Annotated in this window: 16 protein-coding genes and 1 pseudogene; 6 read left to right on the plus strand and 11 right to left on the minus strand. The window is 71.6% G+C overall.

Annotation, left to right across the window (positions count from 1 at the left end):
- Nucleotides 1–22 precede the first annotated feature (22 nt).
- The 5 genes from ACIRGB_RS00135 to ACIRGB_RS00155 all read right to left on the minus strand — a co-directional run bounded on the left by ACIRGB_RS00135 (nucleotide 23) and on the right by ACIRGB_RS00155 (nucleotide 3,509).
- Nucleotides 23–1,723 carry a methylmalonyl-CoA mutase gene (locus ACIRGB_RS00135; RefSeq protein ID WP_403856814.1) on the minus strand — a complete coding sequence of 567 codons (1,701 nt, stop codon included), beginning with the start codon at nucleotides 1,721–1,723 and terminating at the stop codon, nucleotides 23–25.
- A gap of 93 nt (nucleotides 1,724–1,816) precedes the next feature.
- Nucleotides 1,817–2,158: a DUF3817 domain-containing protein gene (locus ACIRGB_RS00140; RefSeq protein ID WP_403856817.1), complete on the minus strand. Its 342-nt coding sequence runs from the start codon at nucleotides 2,156–2,158 to the stop codon at nucleotides 1,817–1,819.
- A gap of 86 nt (nucleotides 2,159–2,244) precedes the next feature.
- A complete protein-coding gene (locus tag ACIRGB_RS00145; protein WP_059301498.1) occupies nucleotides 2,245–2,754 on the minus strand; it encodes a MarR family winged helix-turn-helix transcriptional regulator in 510 nt (169 codons plus the stop codon).
- Nucleotides 2,755–2,874: 120 nt separating this feature from the next.
- Nucleotides 2,875–3,168, minus strand: a complete 294-nt coding sequence (locus tag ACIRGB_RS00150) for an MTH1187 family thiamine-binding protein (protein ID WP_030187368.1) — start codon at nucleotides 3,166–3,168, stop codon at nucleotides 2,875–2,877.
- The gene (locus tag ACIRGB_RS00155; RefSeq protein WP_087807182.1) at nucleotides 3,165–3,509 is read right to left on the minus strand and encodes a DUF3817 domain-containing protein; all 345 of its coding nucleotides are present in this window, start codon (nucleotides 3,507–3,509) and stop codon (nucleotides 3,165–3,167) included. Before ACIRGB_RS00155 ends, ACIRGB_RS00150 begins: the two co-directional genes overlap by 4 nt.
- A 183-nt stretch (nucleotides 3,510–3,692) precedes the next feature.
- On the opposite strand from ACIRGB_RS00155, the gene ACIRGB_RS00160 reads away from it, so the two are divergent.
- The 4 genes from ACIRGB_RS00160 (at nucleotide 3,693) to ACIRGB_RS00175 (ending at nucleotide 6,328) form a co-directional block, all read left to right on the plus strand.
- Nucleotides 3,693–4,325 (plus strand): AIM24 family protein, encoded by a 633-nt coding sequence (locus ACIRGB_RS00160; protein ID WP_403858155.1) that lies wholly within the window; start codon nucleotides 3,693–3,695, stop codon nucleotides 4,323–4,325.
- A 1-nt stretch (nucleotide 4,326) separates the two neighbouring features.
- Nucleotides 4,327–4,977 carry an AIM24 family protein gene (locus ACIRGB_RS00165; protein WP_403858157.1) on the plus strand — a complete coding sequence of 217 codons (651 nt, stop codon included), beginning with the start codon at nucleotides 4,327–4,329 and terminating at the stop codon, nucleotides 4,975–4,977.
- Nucleotides 4,974–5,750 (plus strand): AIM24 family protein, encoded by a 777-nt coding sequence (locus ACIRGB_RS00170; RefSeq protein WP_403856822.1) that lies wholly within the window; start codon nucleotides 4,974–4,976, stop codon nucleotides 5,748–5,750. Before ACIRGB_RS00165 ends, ACIRGB_RS00170 begins: the two co-directional genes overlap by 4 nt.
- Before the next feature lie 101 nt (nucleotides 5,751–5,851).
- Nucleotides 5,852–6,328 (plus strand): MarR family winged helix-turn-helix transcriptional regulator, encoded by a 477-nt coding sequence (locus ACIRGB_RS00175; RefSeq protein ID WP_003973592.1) that lies wholly within the window; start codon nucleotides 5,852–5,854, stop codon nucleotides 6,326–6,328.
- Nucleotides 6,329–6,359: 31 nt separating this feature from the next.
- Here ACIRGB_RS00175 and ACIRGB_RS00180 read toward each other — a convergent pair whose 3' ends face one another.
- Entirely contained in the window at nucleotides 6,360–7,784 is a 1,425-nt protein-coding gene (locus ACIRGB_RS00180; protein ID WP_403856826.1) for an ATP-binding protein, read from the minus strand.
- Nucleotides 7,781–8,449 (minus strand): response regulator transcription factor, encoded by a 669-nt coding sequence (locus ACIRGB_RS00185; RefSeq protein ID WP_403856829.1) that lies wholly within the window; start codon nucleotides 8,447–8,449, stop codon nucleotides 7,781–7,783. The genes ACIRGB_RS00180 and ACIRGB_RS00185 overlap by 4 nt, the downstream gene beginning before the upstream one ends.
- Nucleotides 8,450–8,574: 125 nt before the next feature.
- Here ACIRGB_RS00185 and ACIRGB_RS00190 point away from each other — a divergent pair, with 125 nt between their 5' ends.
- Complete coding sequence (locus tag ACIRGB_RS00190; RefSeq protein WP_403856832.1) at nucleotides 8,575–9,279, plus strand: PepSY domain-containing protein; 705 nt, start codon at nucleotides 8,575–8,577, stop codon at nucleotides 9,277–9,279.
- Here the strand turns inward: ACIRGB_RS00190 and ACIRGB_RS00195 are convergent.
- The 4 genes and pseudogenes from ACIRGB_RS00195 to ACIRGB_RS00210 all read right to left on the minus strand — a co-directional run bounded on the left by ACIRGB_RS00195 (nucleotide 9,206) and on the right by ACIRGB_RS00210 (nucleotide 12,962).
- A complete protein-coding gene (locus ACIRGB_RS00195) occupies nucleotides 9,206–10,507 on the minus strand; it encodes an MFS transporter (protein ID WP_403856835.1) in 1,302 nt (433 codons plus the stop codon). The two genes, ACIRGB_RS00190 and ACIRGB_RS00195, sit on opposite strands and share 74 nt — an antisense overlap.
- A gap of 92 nt (nucleotides 10,508–10,599) precedes the next feature.
- A pseudogene (locus ACIRGB_RS00200) lies at nucleotides 10,600–10,761 on the minus strand (cobyrinic acid a,c-diamide synthase); the annotation flags it as partial.
- On the minus strand, nucleotides 10,757–11,713 hold the full coding sequence (gene meaB / locus ACIRGB_RS00205) for a methylmalonyl Co-A mutase-associated GTPase MeaB (RefSeq protein WP_403856838.1): 957 nt from the start codon (nucleotides 11,711–11,713) through the stop codon (nucleotides 10,757–10,759). The gene meaB and the pseudogene ACIRGB_RS00200, both read right to left, overlap by 5 nt.
- A gap of 43 nt (nucleotides 11,714–11,756) precedes the next feature.
- Nucleotides 11,757–12,962, minus strand: a complete 1,206-nt coding sequence (locus tag ACIRGB_RS00210; protein WP_403856841.1) for an acetyl-CoA C-acetyltransferase — start codon at nucleotides 12,960–12,962, stop codon at nucleotides 11,757–11,759.
- A gap of 149 nt (nucleotides 12,963–13,111) precedes the next feature.
- Here ACIRGB_RS00210 and mce point away from each other — a divergent pair, with 149 nt between their 5' ends.
- A complete protein-coding gene (gene mce, locus ACIRGB_RS00215) occupies nucleotides 13,112–13,552 on the plus strand; it encodes a methylmalonyl-CoA epimerase (protein WP_059301486.1) in 441 nt (146 codons plus the stop codon).
- Nucleotides 13,553–13,767: the final 215 nt, after the last annotated feature.

Here is a 13,767-nt window from a genome sequence, read left to right on the forward strand (position 1 = left end):
CGGCCACCGAAGCACGCGGCGCCTAGAACCCCGCCGGCTCCGTGTACACCCCCCACTCCTCCCGCAGCACCCCACAGATCTCCCCCAGCGTCGCCTCCGCCCGCACCGCGTCCAGCATCGGCTCGATCATGTTCCCGCCGGAACGCGCCGCGGCCAGCATCGCGTCCAGCGCCCCCCGCACGGCCGCGTCGTCACGGGCGGCCCTGCGCTCGCCCAGCACCCGCACCTGCTCCCGCTCGACCTCGTGGCTGACCCGCAGGATCTCCAGGTCGCCGGTGACGGAGCCGGTGTGGACGTTGACGCCGACCACCTTCTTGTCGTCCTTCTCCAGCGCCTGCTGGTAGCGGAAGGCCGACTCGGCGATCTCGCCGGTGAACCAGCCGTCCTCGATGCCGCGCAGCAGCCCGGAGGTGATCGGGCCGACGGGGTGCTGCCCGTCGGGATGGGCGCGCAGCCCCCGCTCTTTGATCTGCTCGAAGATCTTCTCCGCGTCGGCCTCGATCCGGTCGGTCAGCTGCTCGATGAACCAGGAACCGCCCAGCGGGTCGGCGACGTTGGCGACGCCGGTCTCCTCCATCAGCACCTGCTGGGTGCGCAGGGCGATCTCGGCGGCCTGCTCGCTGGGCAGGGCGAGGGTCTCGTCGAGCGCGTTGGTGTGCAGGGAGTTGGTCCCGCCGAGCACGGCGGCCAGCGCCTCCACGGCGGTCCGTACCACGTTGTTGTACGGCTGCTGCGCGGTCAGCGAGACACCGGCGGTCTGGGTGTGGAACCGCAGCCACTGCGCCTTGTCGGTCTGCGCCCCGTACACGTCGCGCATCCAGCGGGCCCAGATCCTGCGCGCCGCGCGGAACTTGGCGATCTCCTCGAAGAAGTCGAGGTGCGCGTCGAAGAAGAAGGAGAGGCCGGGGGCGAAGACGTCGACGTCCAGCCCGCGCGACAGCCCCAGCTCCACGTACCCGAAGCCGTCCGCCAGGGTGTACGCCAGCTCCTGCGCGGCCGTCGCCCCGGCCTCGCGGATGTGGTACCCGGAGACGGAGAGCGGCTTGTAGGCCGGGATGCCGGCCGCGCAGTACTCCATCAGGTCGCCGATCAGGCGCAGGTGCGGCTCGGGCTGGAAGAGCCACTCCTTCTGGGCGATGTACTCCTTGAAGATGTCGGTCTGGAGCGTGCCGTTCAGCACGGACGCGTCCACGCCCTGGCGTTCGGCGGCGACCAGGTACATGCAGAACACGGGCACGGCGGGCCCGCTGATCGTCATGGAGGTCGTCACGTCACCGAGCGGGATGTCCTTGAACAGGACCTCCATGTCGGCGGCCGAGTCAATGGCCACCCCGCAGTGCCCGACCTCGCCCAGCGAGCGCGGGTCGTCGGAGTCGCGGCCCATCAGCGTCGGCATGTCGAAGGCGACCGAGAGCCCGCCGCCGCCGTTGCGGAGGATCATCTTGTAGCGCTCGTTGGTCTGCTCGGCGTTGCCGAACCCGGCGAACTGCCGGATGGTCCACGTACGCCCCCGGTACCCGGTCGGATACAGGCCGCGGGTGAAGGGGTACTCGCCCGGCCAGCCGATCCGCTCGAAGCCCTCGTACTCGTCCCCCGGCCGGGGCCCGTACACCGGCTCCACGGGGTCGCCGGAGAGCGTCGTGAAGTCCGCGTCGCGCTTGCGCGCCGCGTCGTACCGGGCCTGCCAGCGAAGGCGGCCCTCTTCTATGGCGTGAGCGTCCATACCCCCGAATTTACTAGGACGTCCAAGTAAATGTCGATGGGCTACCGCCGTACGGGTGTCCGCACGGCGGTGGGACGGCCCGTGTGGGGCCGGTTACGCCTTGACGGACGCGGGCGCCTCGGTGGCGGCGACCTTGGCGTCCAGCTCCCGGCTGATCCGCCGCTCCACGAAGAAGGCCGCGGTCGGCACGGTTCCGGCGAGCAGCACCCACAGCTGCTTCTTCACCGGCCACTTCGCCTTGGACCCCAGGTCGAAGGCGAAGACCAGGTAGATCACGTACAGCCAGCCGTGGGCGATGCTGACGACCTGGGTGAAGTCGGCGGCGCCGCCCAGATCCAGGACGTACTTCGCGATCATGCCGAGGCACAGCGCGATCAGCAGCACTCCGGTGACGTACGCCATGACCCGGTAGCGGGTCAGCACGCTCTTTTTCATGGCTCCGAGCGTAACCGCCCGTTTCGCGCGATCTTCGACCGGGTCGGGCGACTCGCCGGGCCTGCCCGGTCGCCCGGTCCCCTCGCTCAGTCCTCCTTGAAATCGCCCGCGGCGACCCGCAGCGGGCGGAGCATCGCGAAGATCTCCCCGCACTCCTCGGCGTCGTACGCGCCCAGGCCGAAGTCCATCGCCATCAGGTCGCGGGTGGCCGCCTCGACGACCTCGCGGCCCTTGTCGGTGATGGTGGCCAGCGTGCCGCGGCCGTCGTTGGGGTTGGGGCGCTTGGCCACCAGGCCGGAGCGCACCAGCCGGTCGACGGTGTTCGTCACGGAGGTGGGGTGCACCATGAGGCGCTCGCCGATCTTGGACATCGGCAGTTCGCCCGACTTGGAGAAGGTGAGCAGCACCAGCGCCTCGTACCGCGCGAACGTCAGCCCGTACGGCTTGACCACGGCGTCGACCTCGCCCAGCAGGATCTGCTGGGCCCGCATGATCGAGGTGATCGCGGCCATGGAGGGCACACCGCCCCAGCGCTGTGCCCAGAGTTCGTCGGCTCGGGCGATGGGATCGAAGGAGAGACTGAGGGGCTTCGGCACGGCAAGAGACCTTACCGGCCGGTCATATGCCGGTCAGCCCCGTCTCGCCTTTCGATACCGCTCGGCACCACCGCCCGCGCCGGGGCGCTCGCCGAGCGCTCCCGAGCGCTCCCGGGTCGCTCATCCGGCGAGGTGGCGCTCGACCGTCTCGACCTTCGACGTCAGGCCGTCCGTCACGCCGGGGCGGATGTCGGCCTTGAGGACCAGGGAGACCCGCGGCGCCCGCGCCTCGACGGCGGCGACGGCCCGCCGGACGACGTCCATGACCTCGTCCCACTCGCCCTCGACGGACGTGAACATGGCGTCGGTGCGGTTCGGCAGCCCGGACTCGCGGACCACCCGGACGGCGTCGGCGACGTACTCCCCCACGTCCTCGCCGACGCCGAGCGGCGTCACGGAGAAGGCGACGATCATGCGTTGACGATCCCTTCCTGGCGGGCGCGGGAGGCGATGACCGCGGTCTCGGCCTCGCGCTTGAGCTTGCGGTCCGCGAAGAAGCCGCCGGTCGGCAGGACCGAGAGGACGAAGTACAGCGCGGCGGTCTTCAGCGGCCACTTGGCGCGGTTCCAGGCGTCCGCCCAGAAGATCACGTACAGCACGAAGAGGACGCCGTGGATCATGCCCATCGCCGGCACCGCGTTGAAGTCGGTGGTCCGCTTCAGGACGGAGCAGACGAGCAGGAGGAGGAACGAGATCGCCTCGGGGGCCGAGACCAGACGGAGGCGGCGGAGGGCGGTGGCGGTCTTGAGGTCCACGGGTCACCTTCGGGAGGAGAGAGTCGCTGACGGCGCGGGCGGTGTGCGCTCCGCCTTGTGAACGGAAGCACAATCGTTCGCCCATTGTGGCAAACACTGCCCCAAGGGATGGACTCAGGGTCGGTCTCCACCCGTGGGCCCTGTTCTGTCCACCCGTGGCGGGGCTACGTTCACAGCGTGGCGATGTTCCGACTTCAAGGCAGCAGGGTCCTCGCCGTCGACATGACCGGAGACGCCGTCAAGGCGAAGAACGGCTCGATGGTCGCGTACGACGGGGAGATGGCCTTCAAGAAGCTGAGCGGCGGCGGTGAGGGCCTCCGGGGGATGGTGACCCGGCGGATCACCGGCGAGCAGATGACGGTGATGGAGGTGAGGGGGCAGGGGACCTGCTGGTTCGCGGACCGGGCCTCGGAGATCACGCTGGTGGGACTCCAGGGCGACACGCTGTACGTCGAGTCGAGCAACTTCCTGGCGGCCGACGCCGGGCTGCGGACCGGCACCAGTTTCACGGGCACCCGCGGCGCCTCCCAGGGCAACGGGCTGTTCACCACGACGATCGAGGGGCACGGGCAGGCGGCGATCATGTCCGACGGTCCCGCGGTGGTGCTGCGGGTCAGCGCGCAGTACCCGCTGACCGTCGACCCGGGGGCGTACGTGGCGCACCAGGGGAACCTGCGGCAGTCCTTCCAGTCGGGTGTGACCTTCCGCACGCTGCTCGGGGAGGGCGGCGGCGAGGCCTTCCAGATCCGCTTCGAGGGCGACGGCCTGGTGTACGTGCAGCCGAGCGAGCGGAACACGATCGCGGGGGATGTCTGAGATGGCCTTCCAGGAGATCAACTCCAAGATGGTCCAGGCGACCGTCGCACCCGGGCAGCGGCTGTTCAGTCAGCGCGGTGCCATGCTCGCCTACCGCGGCGAGGTGTCCTTCACCCCGAATCTCCGCGGCGGCCAGGGCGGGGTCATGTCGATGATCGGGCGCCGGGTGGCCAACGAGGACACGCCGCTGATGACCGTCGAGGGCAGCGGCACCGTGTTCTTCGGGCACGGCGGCCACCACGTCCAGGTGATCAACCTGGCGGGCGACACCCTGTACGTCGAGGCGGACCGCCTCCTCGCCTTCGAGGGCACCCTGGAGCAGAGCACGGTGTTCCTCGGTTCGCAGGGCGGCGTCATGGGCATGGTGCGGGGCCAGGTGAGCGGGCAGGGGCTGTTCACCACGTCCCTCAAGGGCCACGGGTCGGTGGCGGTGATGGCCCACGGCGGGGTCTTCGAGGTGCCCATCACCCCGCAGCGCCCGGTGCGCGTCGACCCGCAGGCGTACGTCGCCCACTACGGCGACGTGCGCAACAAGCTGTCCACGGCCCTGGGCTGGCGGGACATGGTGGGGCGCGGCTCCGGCGAGGCGTTCCAGCTGGAGCTGAGCGGCAGCGGCACGGTGTTCGTCCAGGCGTCGGAGGAGAAGCTGTGAGCACGGTCCACCACGACCCGGCGACGCTGCCGGCGGACGACAACGTCAACGCGTACACCTTCTGCGTGGAGCTGAAGGGGAGCCAGTGGTTCCTCCAGAAGGGGAAGATGATCGCCTACTACGGGACGATCGATTTCAACGGGATCGGGCACGGCCGGCTGGACCGTCTGGTGCGCACGTCGTTCCATTCGCCTCTGCACGCGAGCGACTGGGTCGTGGCGGAGGGCTCGGGCAAGATGCTCCTCGCCGACCGGGCCTTCGACGTGAATTCATACGATCTGGACGACGGCAACCTGACCATTCGCTCGGGCAACCTGCTCGCTTTTCAGCCAAGCCTCGCGCTGAAGCAGTCGATCGTGCCGGGCTTCCTGACGCTGATCGGAACCGGAAAGTTCGTGGCCGCGTCGAACGGTCCGGTGGTGTTCGTGGAACCGCCGGTCCGGGTCGACCCGCAGGCCCTGGTCGGCTGGGCCGACTGCCCGTCCCCGTGCCACCACTACGACCACGGGTACATGACCGGCCTACTGGGCGGTCTACGTGCGATGACGGGGCTCGGCGGGGCCTCCGGGGAGGAGCACCAGTTCGAGTTCGTGGGGGCCGGCACGGTGCTGCTCCAGTCGAGCGAGGCGCTGATGGCGGAGCAGGCCGTGGGAGCCCCTCCGCAGCAGGCGGGGGTGCCCGGCGGCGGCGCCTCCGGAGCGCCGGGAGGCCGCTCGGGGGCATCGGGGCTTCCCGGACAGCTGGGGGACCTCCAGCGCCGCTTCGGGCTGTGAGCGGTAATCTGCGGAGTGTGACATCGAACGCGTGCGCACCGTCACCGTCACGGACAACCCCTCACTAGTTCGCCTTTCAACCTTTTAGGTAGACTTCATTCATGGAGACCGAGACGGCCACTCGCTGGCTGACCGATACGGAGCAGTGTGCTTGGCGCACCCACCTGGAGGTCAACAGGCTGTTGACGCACCAGCTCGAGAAGGACCTGCAGCCGTTCGGCCTGACAATGAACGACTACGAGATCCTGGTGAACCTCTCCGAGTCGGAGGGCGACAGAATGCGGATGAGCGACCTCGCCACCGCCACCATGCAGTCCAAGAGCCGCCTCTCCCACCAGATCACCCGCATGGAGAACGCGAACCTGGTCCGGCGGGAGAACTGCGAGTCCGACCGGCGCGGGCTCTTCGCCGTCCTCACCGAGCACGGCCTGGAGACGATGCGGAAGGTCGCGCCGCACCACGTGGCCTCCGTCCGCAGGCACTTCATCGACCTGCTGGCCCCGGAGGACCTGACGGAGCTGGACAAGGCGCTCAAGCCCATCGCGGAACACCTGCGCGGGCAGCGGGGACGGCCCTGATCACGGCCCTGTTCACGACCCCCTGAGCCGTTCAGGCCCGGGCACCCGGCAGGCGGAGCTCGAACAGGGCGCCGCCTGCCGGTGCGTCGTGCACCGTGAGCGTGCCGCCGTGCCGGACGGCGACGTCGCGGGCGATGGCCAGCCCGAGACCGGCGCCGCCGTCGTCACGGCTGCGGGCGCTGTCGAGCCGTACGAAGCGCTCGAAGATCCGCTCCCGGTCGGCCGCCGGCACGCCCTCGCCGTCGTCGGCCACGGCGACCACCACCGCGTCCCCGTCCCGCCGCACGGACACCTCCACCGCCGAACGGGCGTGCCGCTGGGCGTTGTCGAGCAGATTGGCCAGTACCCGCCCCAGCTGCCCCCGTGATCCGGCCACCCGCACCGCGCCCTCGCCCCGCACGCTCACCCCGGCCCGGCCCTCGGCCGCCTCCCGCGCGAGCGCCGCGAGGTCGACCCGGGCGTCGGCGGGCCGCTCCCCCGCGTCCAGCCTGGCCAGCAGCAGCAGGTCGGCGGCGAGCCGCTGGAGCCGTACGGTGTCCGCCACGGCGCCGTCCAGGTCCAGCAGTTCCGGATGGGCGGCGGCGACCTCCAGCTGGGTGCGCAGCGACGCGATGGGGCTGCGCAGCTCGTGCGAGGCGTCCGCGACGAAGCCGCGCTGCCGCTCCACCGAGGACTCCAGCGCGGCCAGCGTCTCGTTGGTGGTCGAGGCGAGCCTGGCCACCTCGTCGTGGGTGTCCGGCACCGGGACGCGGCGTGCCAGGTCCTCGCTGGCGGTGATCGCGGCCATCTCGCGCCGGATGCCCTCCACCGGGCGCAGCGCGCGCCGGGTGACCAGCCAGGTCACCCACGCCACGACCGCGAGCAGCAGCGGGAAGCCGATCAGCATCACGGTCAGCGCGGTGTTCACGGCGCCGTGTTCGGCGGAGAGCGGGGCGCCGGCGTAGACGGTGAGCCGGTCTCCGCGCCGGGTCTCCACGGGCACGGCGGCGAAGCGGTAGTCCTCCGTGTCGCCGTCGATCGTCGCCGTGCCGTCGCTGACGGTGGTCCGCTCACCGATCTCGCCGGCGTCTAGCGCGTCGCCGGAGTCGTCCTCGTCGTCGGAGCCCTCGTCGCCGGTGTCGCCGGCCGTGGCGGACGGCTGCGGCTTCACCGCGTCGACGCCGGTGCCGGTGATCCGCTCCAGGTCCTCGCTGGCGGCGACCAGTGCGCCCGACTCGTCGACGACCTGCACCGGGCGGTCGTCGACGTCCAGGTTCAGTTCGCCGTACCGCGTTCCGACGGCCAGCGCGGTCGCCACGTCCCGCGCCGAGCGCTCCGCCTGGGTGCCCGCCTCGCCGAGCAGGTTGGAGCGCAGGGACAGCAGGACGGCGGTGCCGGCCGCGACGAGGGCGACGGCGACCACGAGGGTCGCGGCGAGCGTGGCGCGGGCCCGCACCGAGCCGAAGAGGCGGCTCACCGCCCGGTCTCCAGCCGGTAGCCGGCGCCGCGCACGGTCCGGATGAGCCCGGCGCGCAGCTTGCGCCGCAGCGCGCTGACGTACACCTCGACGATGTTCGGGTCGCCGTCGTAGGCAAAGTCCCAGACGTGCTCCAGGATCTCCGCCTTGGACACCACCTCCCCGGCCCGCATCACGAGCTGCTCCAGGACGGCGAACTCCTTGGCGGTGAGGGTGGCCTCGTCCTCGCCGAGGAAGACCCGGCGGGCGGCGGTGTCGACCCTGAGGTCGCCGTGGACGTGCACGGGAGAGGCACCGGCGCCCTGTCCCCGGCGCCGCAGCAGGGCCTTCACCCGGGCGACCAGGACGACGTAGGAGAAGGGCTTGGTGAGGTAGTCGTCCGCGCCGGTGTCCAGGCCCTCGGCCTCGTCGTACTCGCCGTCCTTGGCGGTGAGCATCAGGATCGGCACGTCGTGCCCGGCGGCGCGCAGGGCGGCGCAGACCCGGTAGCCGTTGAGGCCGGGCAGCATGATGTCGAGGATGACGAGGTCGTACACGCCCTCGCCCGCCCGGTGCAGTCCCTCCAGGCCGTCGTGGACGACGTCCACGGCGTATCCCTCGGCGGTGAGGCCCTTGGCGAGCGACACGGCGAGGCGCTTCTCGTCCTCCACGATCAACAGGCGCATGGGTCAAGAGTGGCAAAGCGGAGCTGAAGATCCCTTCAGGCGGCTTCAGCCTGGCCTCAGCGTCGGTCCGCGACAGTGAAGTCACCGGAAACCGCTGGACTCTGGACGACTCGGAGGAGAACCGCATGAAGCGCAACATCGTGATCGCCGCCGTCACCGCCGCCGCACTGGTCGGGGGCGGTACGGCGACGGCCCTGGCGACGACGGCGGACGACGACCGGGGCACGGCGCCCCGCGCGGACGTGAGCGTGTCGGACGACGGCGGCGTACGGGACGAGGCCGACGACCGTGACGACGACCGGCGCGACGACTCCGGCGCCGCCGCCTCGAAGGTGACGGCGGCCGACGCCGTCGCCGCCGCCCTGGCGGAAACCCCGGGCACCGCCGTCTCCGCCGAACTGGACGACGAGGACGACGACGGCAACGACCGCAAGGAGCGCGCGGCCTGGGAGGTCGACGTCCTCTCCGGCGACGGCACCTGGCACAGCGTCCGGGTGGACCCGGCCACCGGCAAGGTGCTGGGCTCGGAGCGGGACGACGACGAGGACGGCACCGCCGAGGTGCGCACGGCCCTCAAGGGTGCCTCCGTCGACGCCGCCGAGGCGGCGAAGGCGGCGGCGGGACACGGCACCGTCACCTCCGTCGAGCTGGACGAGGACGGCTACCGCGGCGACGGCAAGCCCGCCTGGGAGGTCGAGACGCACGCCTCGGGCAAGGGCGAGCAGGACTGGCGGGTCGCCCCGGAGACCGGCAAGGTCACGGCCGACCGCTCGCACGACTCGGACGACCCGAACGGCTCCGACGACTCGGACGGCTCCGACGACGACTGATCGGCCCCGCCCGCCGGGCGGAACCGCGGCGGTGCCCCGGCACCAGTGCCGCCGCCGCGGCGACCGCGCCGGACACGGCGAAGCACACCGGCAGCGGCAGCCGTTCCACCAGCAGGCCCACCGCGGCGGCACCCGCGGACATCCCGGCGTTCACGGCGGTGTTGCACCAGGCGCCCGCCCGGACCCGGAACCCGGGCGCCGCGCTCTCGTCGGCGATCAGGTACGCCGTGGTGAGCGCCGGGGCCACGAACAGCCCGGCGCACATGACGCCCAGGACCAGCGTGCCGAGTCCGGGCGCGAGGCCCGCGGCGGCGAGGCAGAGGCCGACACCGGCCGCGAAGAACGGGAGCCGGGCCCGGGTGGGCGAACTCCAGGCGACGGCGCCGTTGACGAGCCCGCCGACCGCGCTGCCCACCGACAGCGCCGCCAGCACCCAGGCGACCGCGCCGTCCCCGAGGCCGCGCTCCCCCGCGAAGGCCACGACGAGGAGGTCGACGGCGCTCACCGAGACGCCGACGGCCGCCGCGACGACGACGGGCTGCATCAGGGCCCGGCCCTGTCCGGGGCCGCCGTCCCCGGACGCGGGGCCGTCGCTCTTCTCCCGCCCTGCCCCCGGGGCCGACGCGTCGGTCGCCGGTGAGGTGACGAAGGCGAGGGTGCCGACCGCCACCAGCACCGCGCTGAGCACGACGCCCACCACCGGCGGGGCGACGGCGACGATGCCGCCGACCAGGAGCGGGCCGCAGACGAAGAGCAGTTCCTCGGCGACGCCGTCCAGGCTGTAGGCACGCTGCAACAGGGCCCGGTCGGGCAGCAGTTGAGCCCACACCGCGCGCATCGTGGGACCGAGCGGGGGCGTGCACGCGCCCGCCGACGCGGCGGTCACCGCGAGGACGGCCTCGGAGGCGCCCGGACGCCGGCAGGCCGCCGCCAGCACGCAGAGCAGCACGGCGTAGAGCAGGGCCATGGGCAGCAGGGCCCGGCGCGGACCGTGCCGGTCGACGAGGGAGGCACGGTAGGGGGAGAGGAAGACGCCCGTGGCGCCGAAGAGCGCCATGACCAGCCCGGCCACGGCGTACGACCCGGTGGACCGGGTCAGGGAGAGCATCAGGGCGAGGGAGACCGTGCCGTACGACAGCCGCCCGACCAGGGCGGCCGCGAACGTGCGGCGGGCATGGGGGACACGGAGTACCGCGGCGTACGAGGGCCGCGAAAGAGGCGTGGACACGCGAAGGGTTCCTCAACAGGAAGGCAACGAGGGGACGCCGATGCGCGCGACGGCCGGATGCGGCGGTCGCGTGCGGGGCGGGCCCTAGGCCAAGAGGAGGAACACGCGGGGGATTCTAGCCCGTCCGGCGCTTGAGGACGAGGCCGTTCAGGCCGAAAGCGGGGTCTGGGGGCGCAGCCCCCGGGGACGGGAACGGGAAGGGGCGGCGGGGGCGAAAGAAACACCCCCGGAAACCCCGCCCCGCACCCCTCAGCCCTGCGTCAGCCCCGCGACCAGTTCGTCCGCCGCCCGGTACGGATCCAGCTCCCCCGCGACGATGCGCTCCGCCAGGGCGCCCAGCCGCCGGTCCCCGTGCAGATCGCCGATGCGTTCGCGCAGGGTGGTGACGGCGATCGTCTCGACCTCGCGGGCGGCCCGGGCGCGACGGCGTTCGCCGAGGACGTTCCGCTCCTCCATCCACGCGCGGTGCTTCTCCAGCGCCTCGACGACCTCGTCGACGCCCTCGCCGCGGGCGGCGACCGTCTTGACGATGGGCGGGCGCCAGTCGCCGGCGGCGCGGGCCTCGCCGAGACCGAGCATGTGGTTCAGCTCGCGGGCGGTCGCGTCGGCGCCGTCGCGGTCGGCCTTGTTGACGACGTAGACGTCGCCGATCTCCAGGATTCCGGCCTTGGCCGCCTGGATGCCGTCGCCCATGCCGGGGGCGAGCAGGACCACGGAGGTGTCGGCCTGGGAGGCGATCTCGACCTCCGACTGGCCGACGCCCACCGTCTCCACCAGGATCACGTCGCAGCCGGCCGCGTCCAGCACGCGGATCGCCTGCGGAGCGGCCCAGGCGAGGCCGCCGAGGTGGCCGCGGGTCGCCATCGAGCGGATGTAGACGCCCGGGTCGGAGGCGTGCTCCGACATCCGCACCCGGTCACCGAGCAGGGCGCCGCCGGAGAAGGGGGAGGACGGGTCGACGGCGAGCACGCCGACCCGCTTGCCCTGCTTGCGGTACGCCGTCACCAGCGCCGAGGTGGACGTCGACTTGCCGACGCCCGGGGAGCCGGTCAGACCGACCACGTAGGCGTTGCCGGTGAGCGGCGCGAGCGCCTCCATGACCTCCCTGAGCTGCGGGGACGCCCCCTCGACCAGGGAGATCAGCCGGGCCACGGCCCGCGGCCGGCCTTCTCGGGCCTGGGCCACCAGTGAGGAGACGTCCTGCATCACAGCTCCGTTCAGCTCCGTTCGGAATGTCGTGGCTCCGGGGTCAGGCCCCGGGCACCCGCACGATCAGCGCGTCGCCCTGACCGCCGCCGCCGCACAGCGCCGCCGCGCCGACGCCGCCGCCGCGCCGCTTCAGTTCCAGGGCGAGGTGCAGCACCAGCCGGGCCCCGGACATGCCGATCGGGTGCCCGAGGGCGATGGCACCACCGTTGACGTTCACCTTTTCGGTGGACACGCCGAGGTCCTTCATTGACTGGACGGCGACGGCCGCGAAGGCCTCGTTGATCTCGATGAGGTCCAGGTCGCCGACCTCCAGGCCCTCCTTCTTCAGGGCGTGCCGGATGGCGTTCGACGGCTGCGACTGCAAAGAGTTGTCCGGGCCCGCGACATTGCCGTGGGCGCCGATCTCCGCGATCCACTCCAGGCCCAGCTCCTCGGCCTTGGCCCAGCTCATGACGACCACGGCCGCCGCGCCGTCGGAGATCTGCGAGGAGGAGCCCGCGGTGATGGTGCCGTCCTTGGCGAAGGCCGGACGGAGCTTGCCGAGCGACTCGGCGGTGGTGTCGCCGCGGATTCCCTCGTCCTTGCCGAACAGCACCGGGTCGCCCTTGCGCTGCGGGATCTCGACCGGGGTGATCTCGGCGTCGAAGACGCCGTTCTTCTGGGCGGCGGCGGCGCGCTGGTGGGACAGGGCGGCGATCTCGTCCTGGGCGGCGCGCTCGATGCCGAGCCGGGTGTTGTGCTTCTCCGTGGACTCGCCCATGGCGATGTTCTCGAAGGAGTCGGTCAGGCCGTCGTGGGCCATGGCGTCGATCATCTCGACCGCGCCGTACTTGTAGCCCTCGCGGGACTTGGGCAGCAGGTGCGGGGCGTTGGTCATGGACTCCTGGCCGCCGGCGACGATCACGTCGAATTCACCCGCGCGAATGAGCTGGTCGGCGAGTGCGATGGCGTCGAGGCCGGAGAGGCAGACCTTGTTGATCGTGAGCGCCGGGACGCTCATGGGGATGCCGGCCTTGACGGCGGCCTGGCGGGCGGGGATCTGCCCGGCGCCGGCCTGGAGCACCTGCCCCATGATCACGTACTGGACCTGGTCGCCGCCGATCCCCGCGCGGTCGAGCGCGGCCTTGATCGCGAAGCCGCCGAGGTCGGCCCCGGAGAAGGACTTCAGGGAGCCGAGCAGCCGCCCCATCGGGGTGCGGGCACCCGCGACGATGACGGAAGTCGTGCCGTTCGATGCAGAAGACATGGGCTGCGATCCCCTTTTCCGGCCCGCACAGGCCGAGGAGTGAACGAGGGTTTACTCGAATGTACTGAGCGGTATCCCGCCCGTCACCGGGCTGTCGGTGTGATCGCGCGCACGTTGCGTAACCACCTCCGGAGCGCTGCACTGAGACCATGCTGACGCGAATCGACCACATCGGAATCGCCTGCCACGACCTCGACGCGACCGTCGAGTTCTACCGTGCCACCTACGGCTTCGAGGTGTTCCACACCGAGGTCAACGAGGAGCAGGGCGTGCGGGAGGCCATGCTCAAGATCAACGATACGTCGGACGGGGGCGCCTCGTACCTCCAGCTCCTGGAGCCCACCCGCGAGGACTCCGCGGTCGGCAAGTGGCTGGCCAAGAACGGCGAGGGCGTCCACCACATCGCGTTCGGTACGGCGGACGTGGACGCGGACGCCGCGGACATCCGGGGCAAGGGCGTCCGCGTGCTGTACGACGAGCCCCGGCGGGGTTCCATGGGGTCGCGGATCACCTTCCTGCACCCCAAGGACTGCCACGGCGTACTGACAGAACTGGTCACATCGGCGGCCGTTGAGTCACCTGAGCACTGACCCTCGTACATAGGGGCCGGTAGGGTTGGGTGCGGTCGCCGCTCAGTCCAGGGTGACCCGGTCCTGTCATCGTGCGACGACGGGACCGCCGGGGTCGTGTTTCGGGGGGTCGGCGACGGGGCAGCAGCACATGCCCCGCCGTTGATCTGACACCATTCCCCGGGGGCCCCGTCCGGCGGACGGACGGAGCCCGTTCGGGAAGATTTGCGACCAGG

Origin of the sequence: Streptomyces sp. NPDC102490 (assembly GCF_044765285.1) — a bacterium.
Classification (GTDB): domain Bacteria; phylum Actinomycetota; class Actinomycetes; order Streptomycetales; family Streptomycetaceae; genus Streptomyces.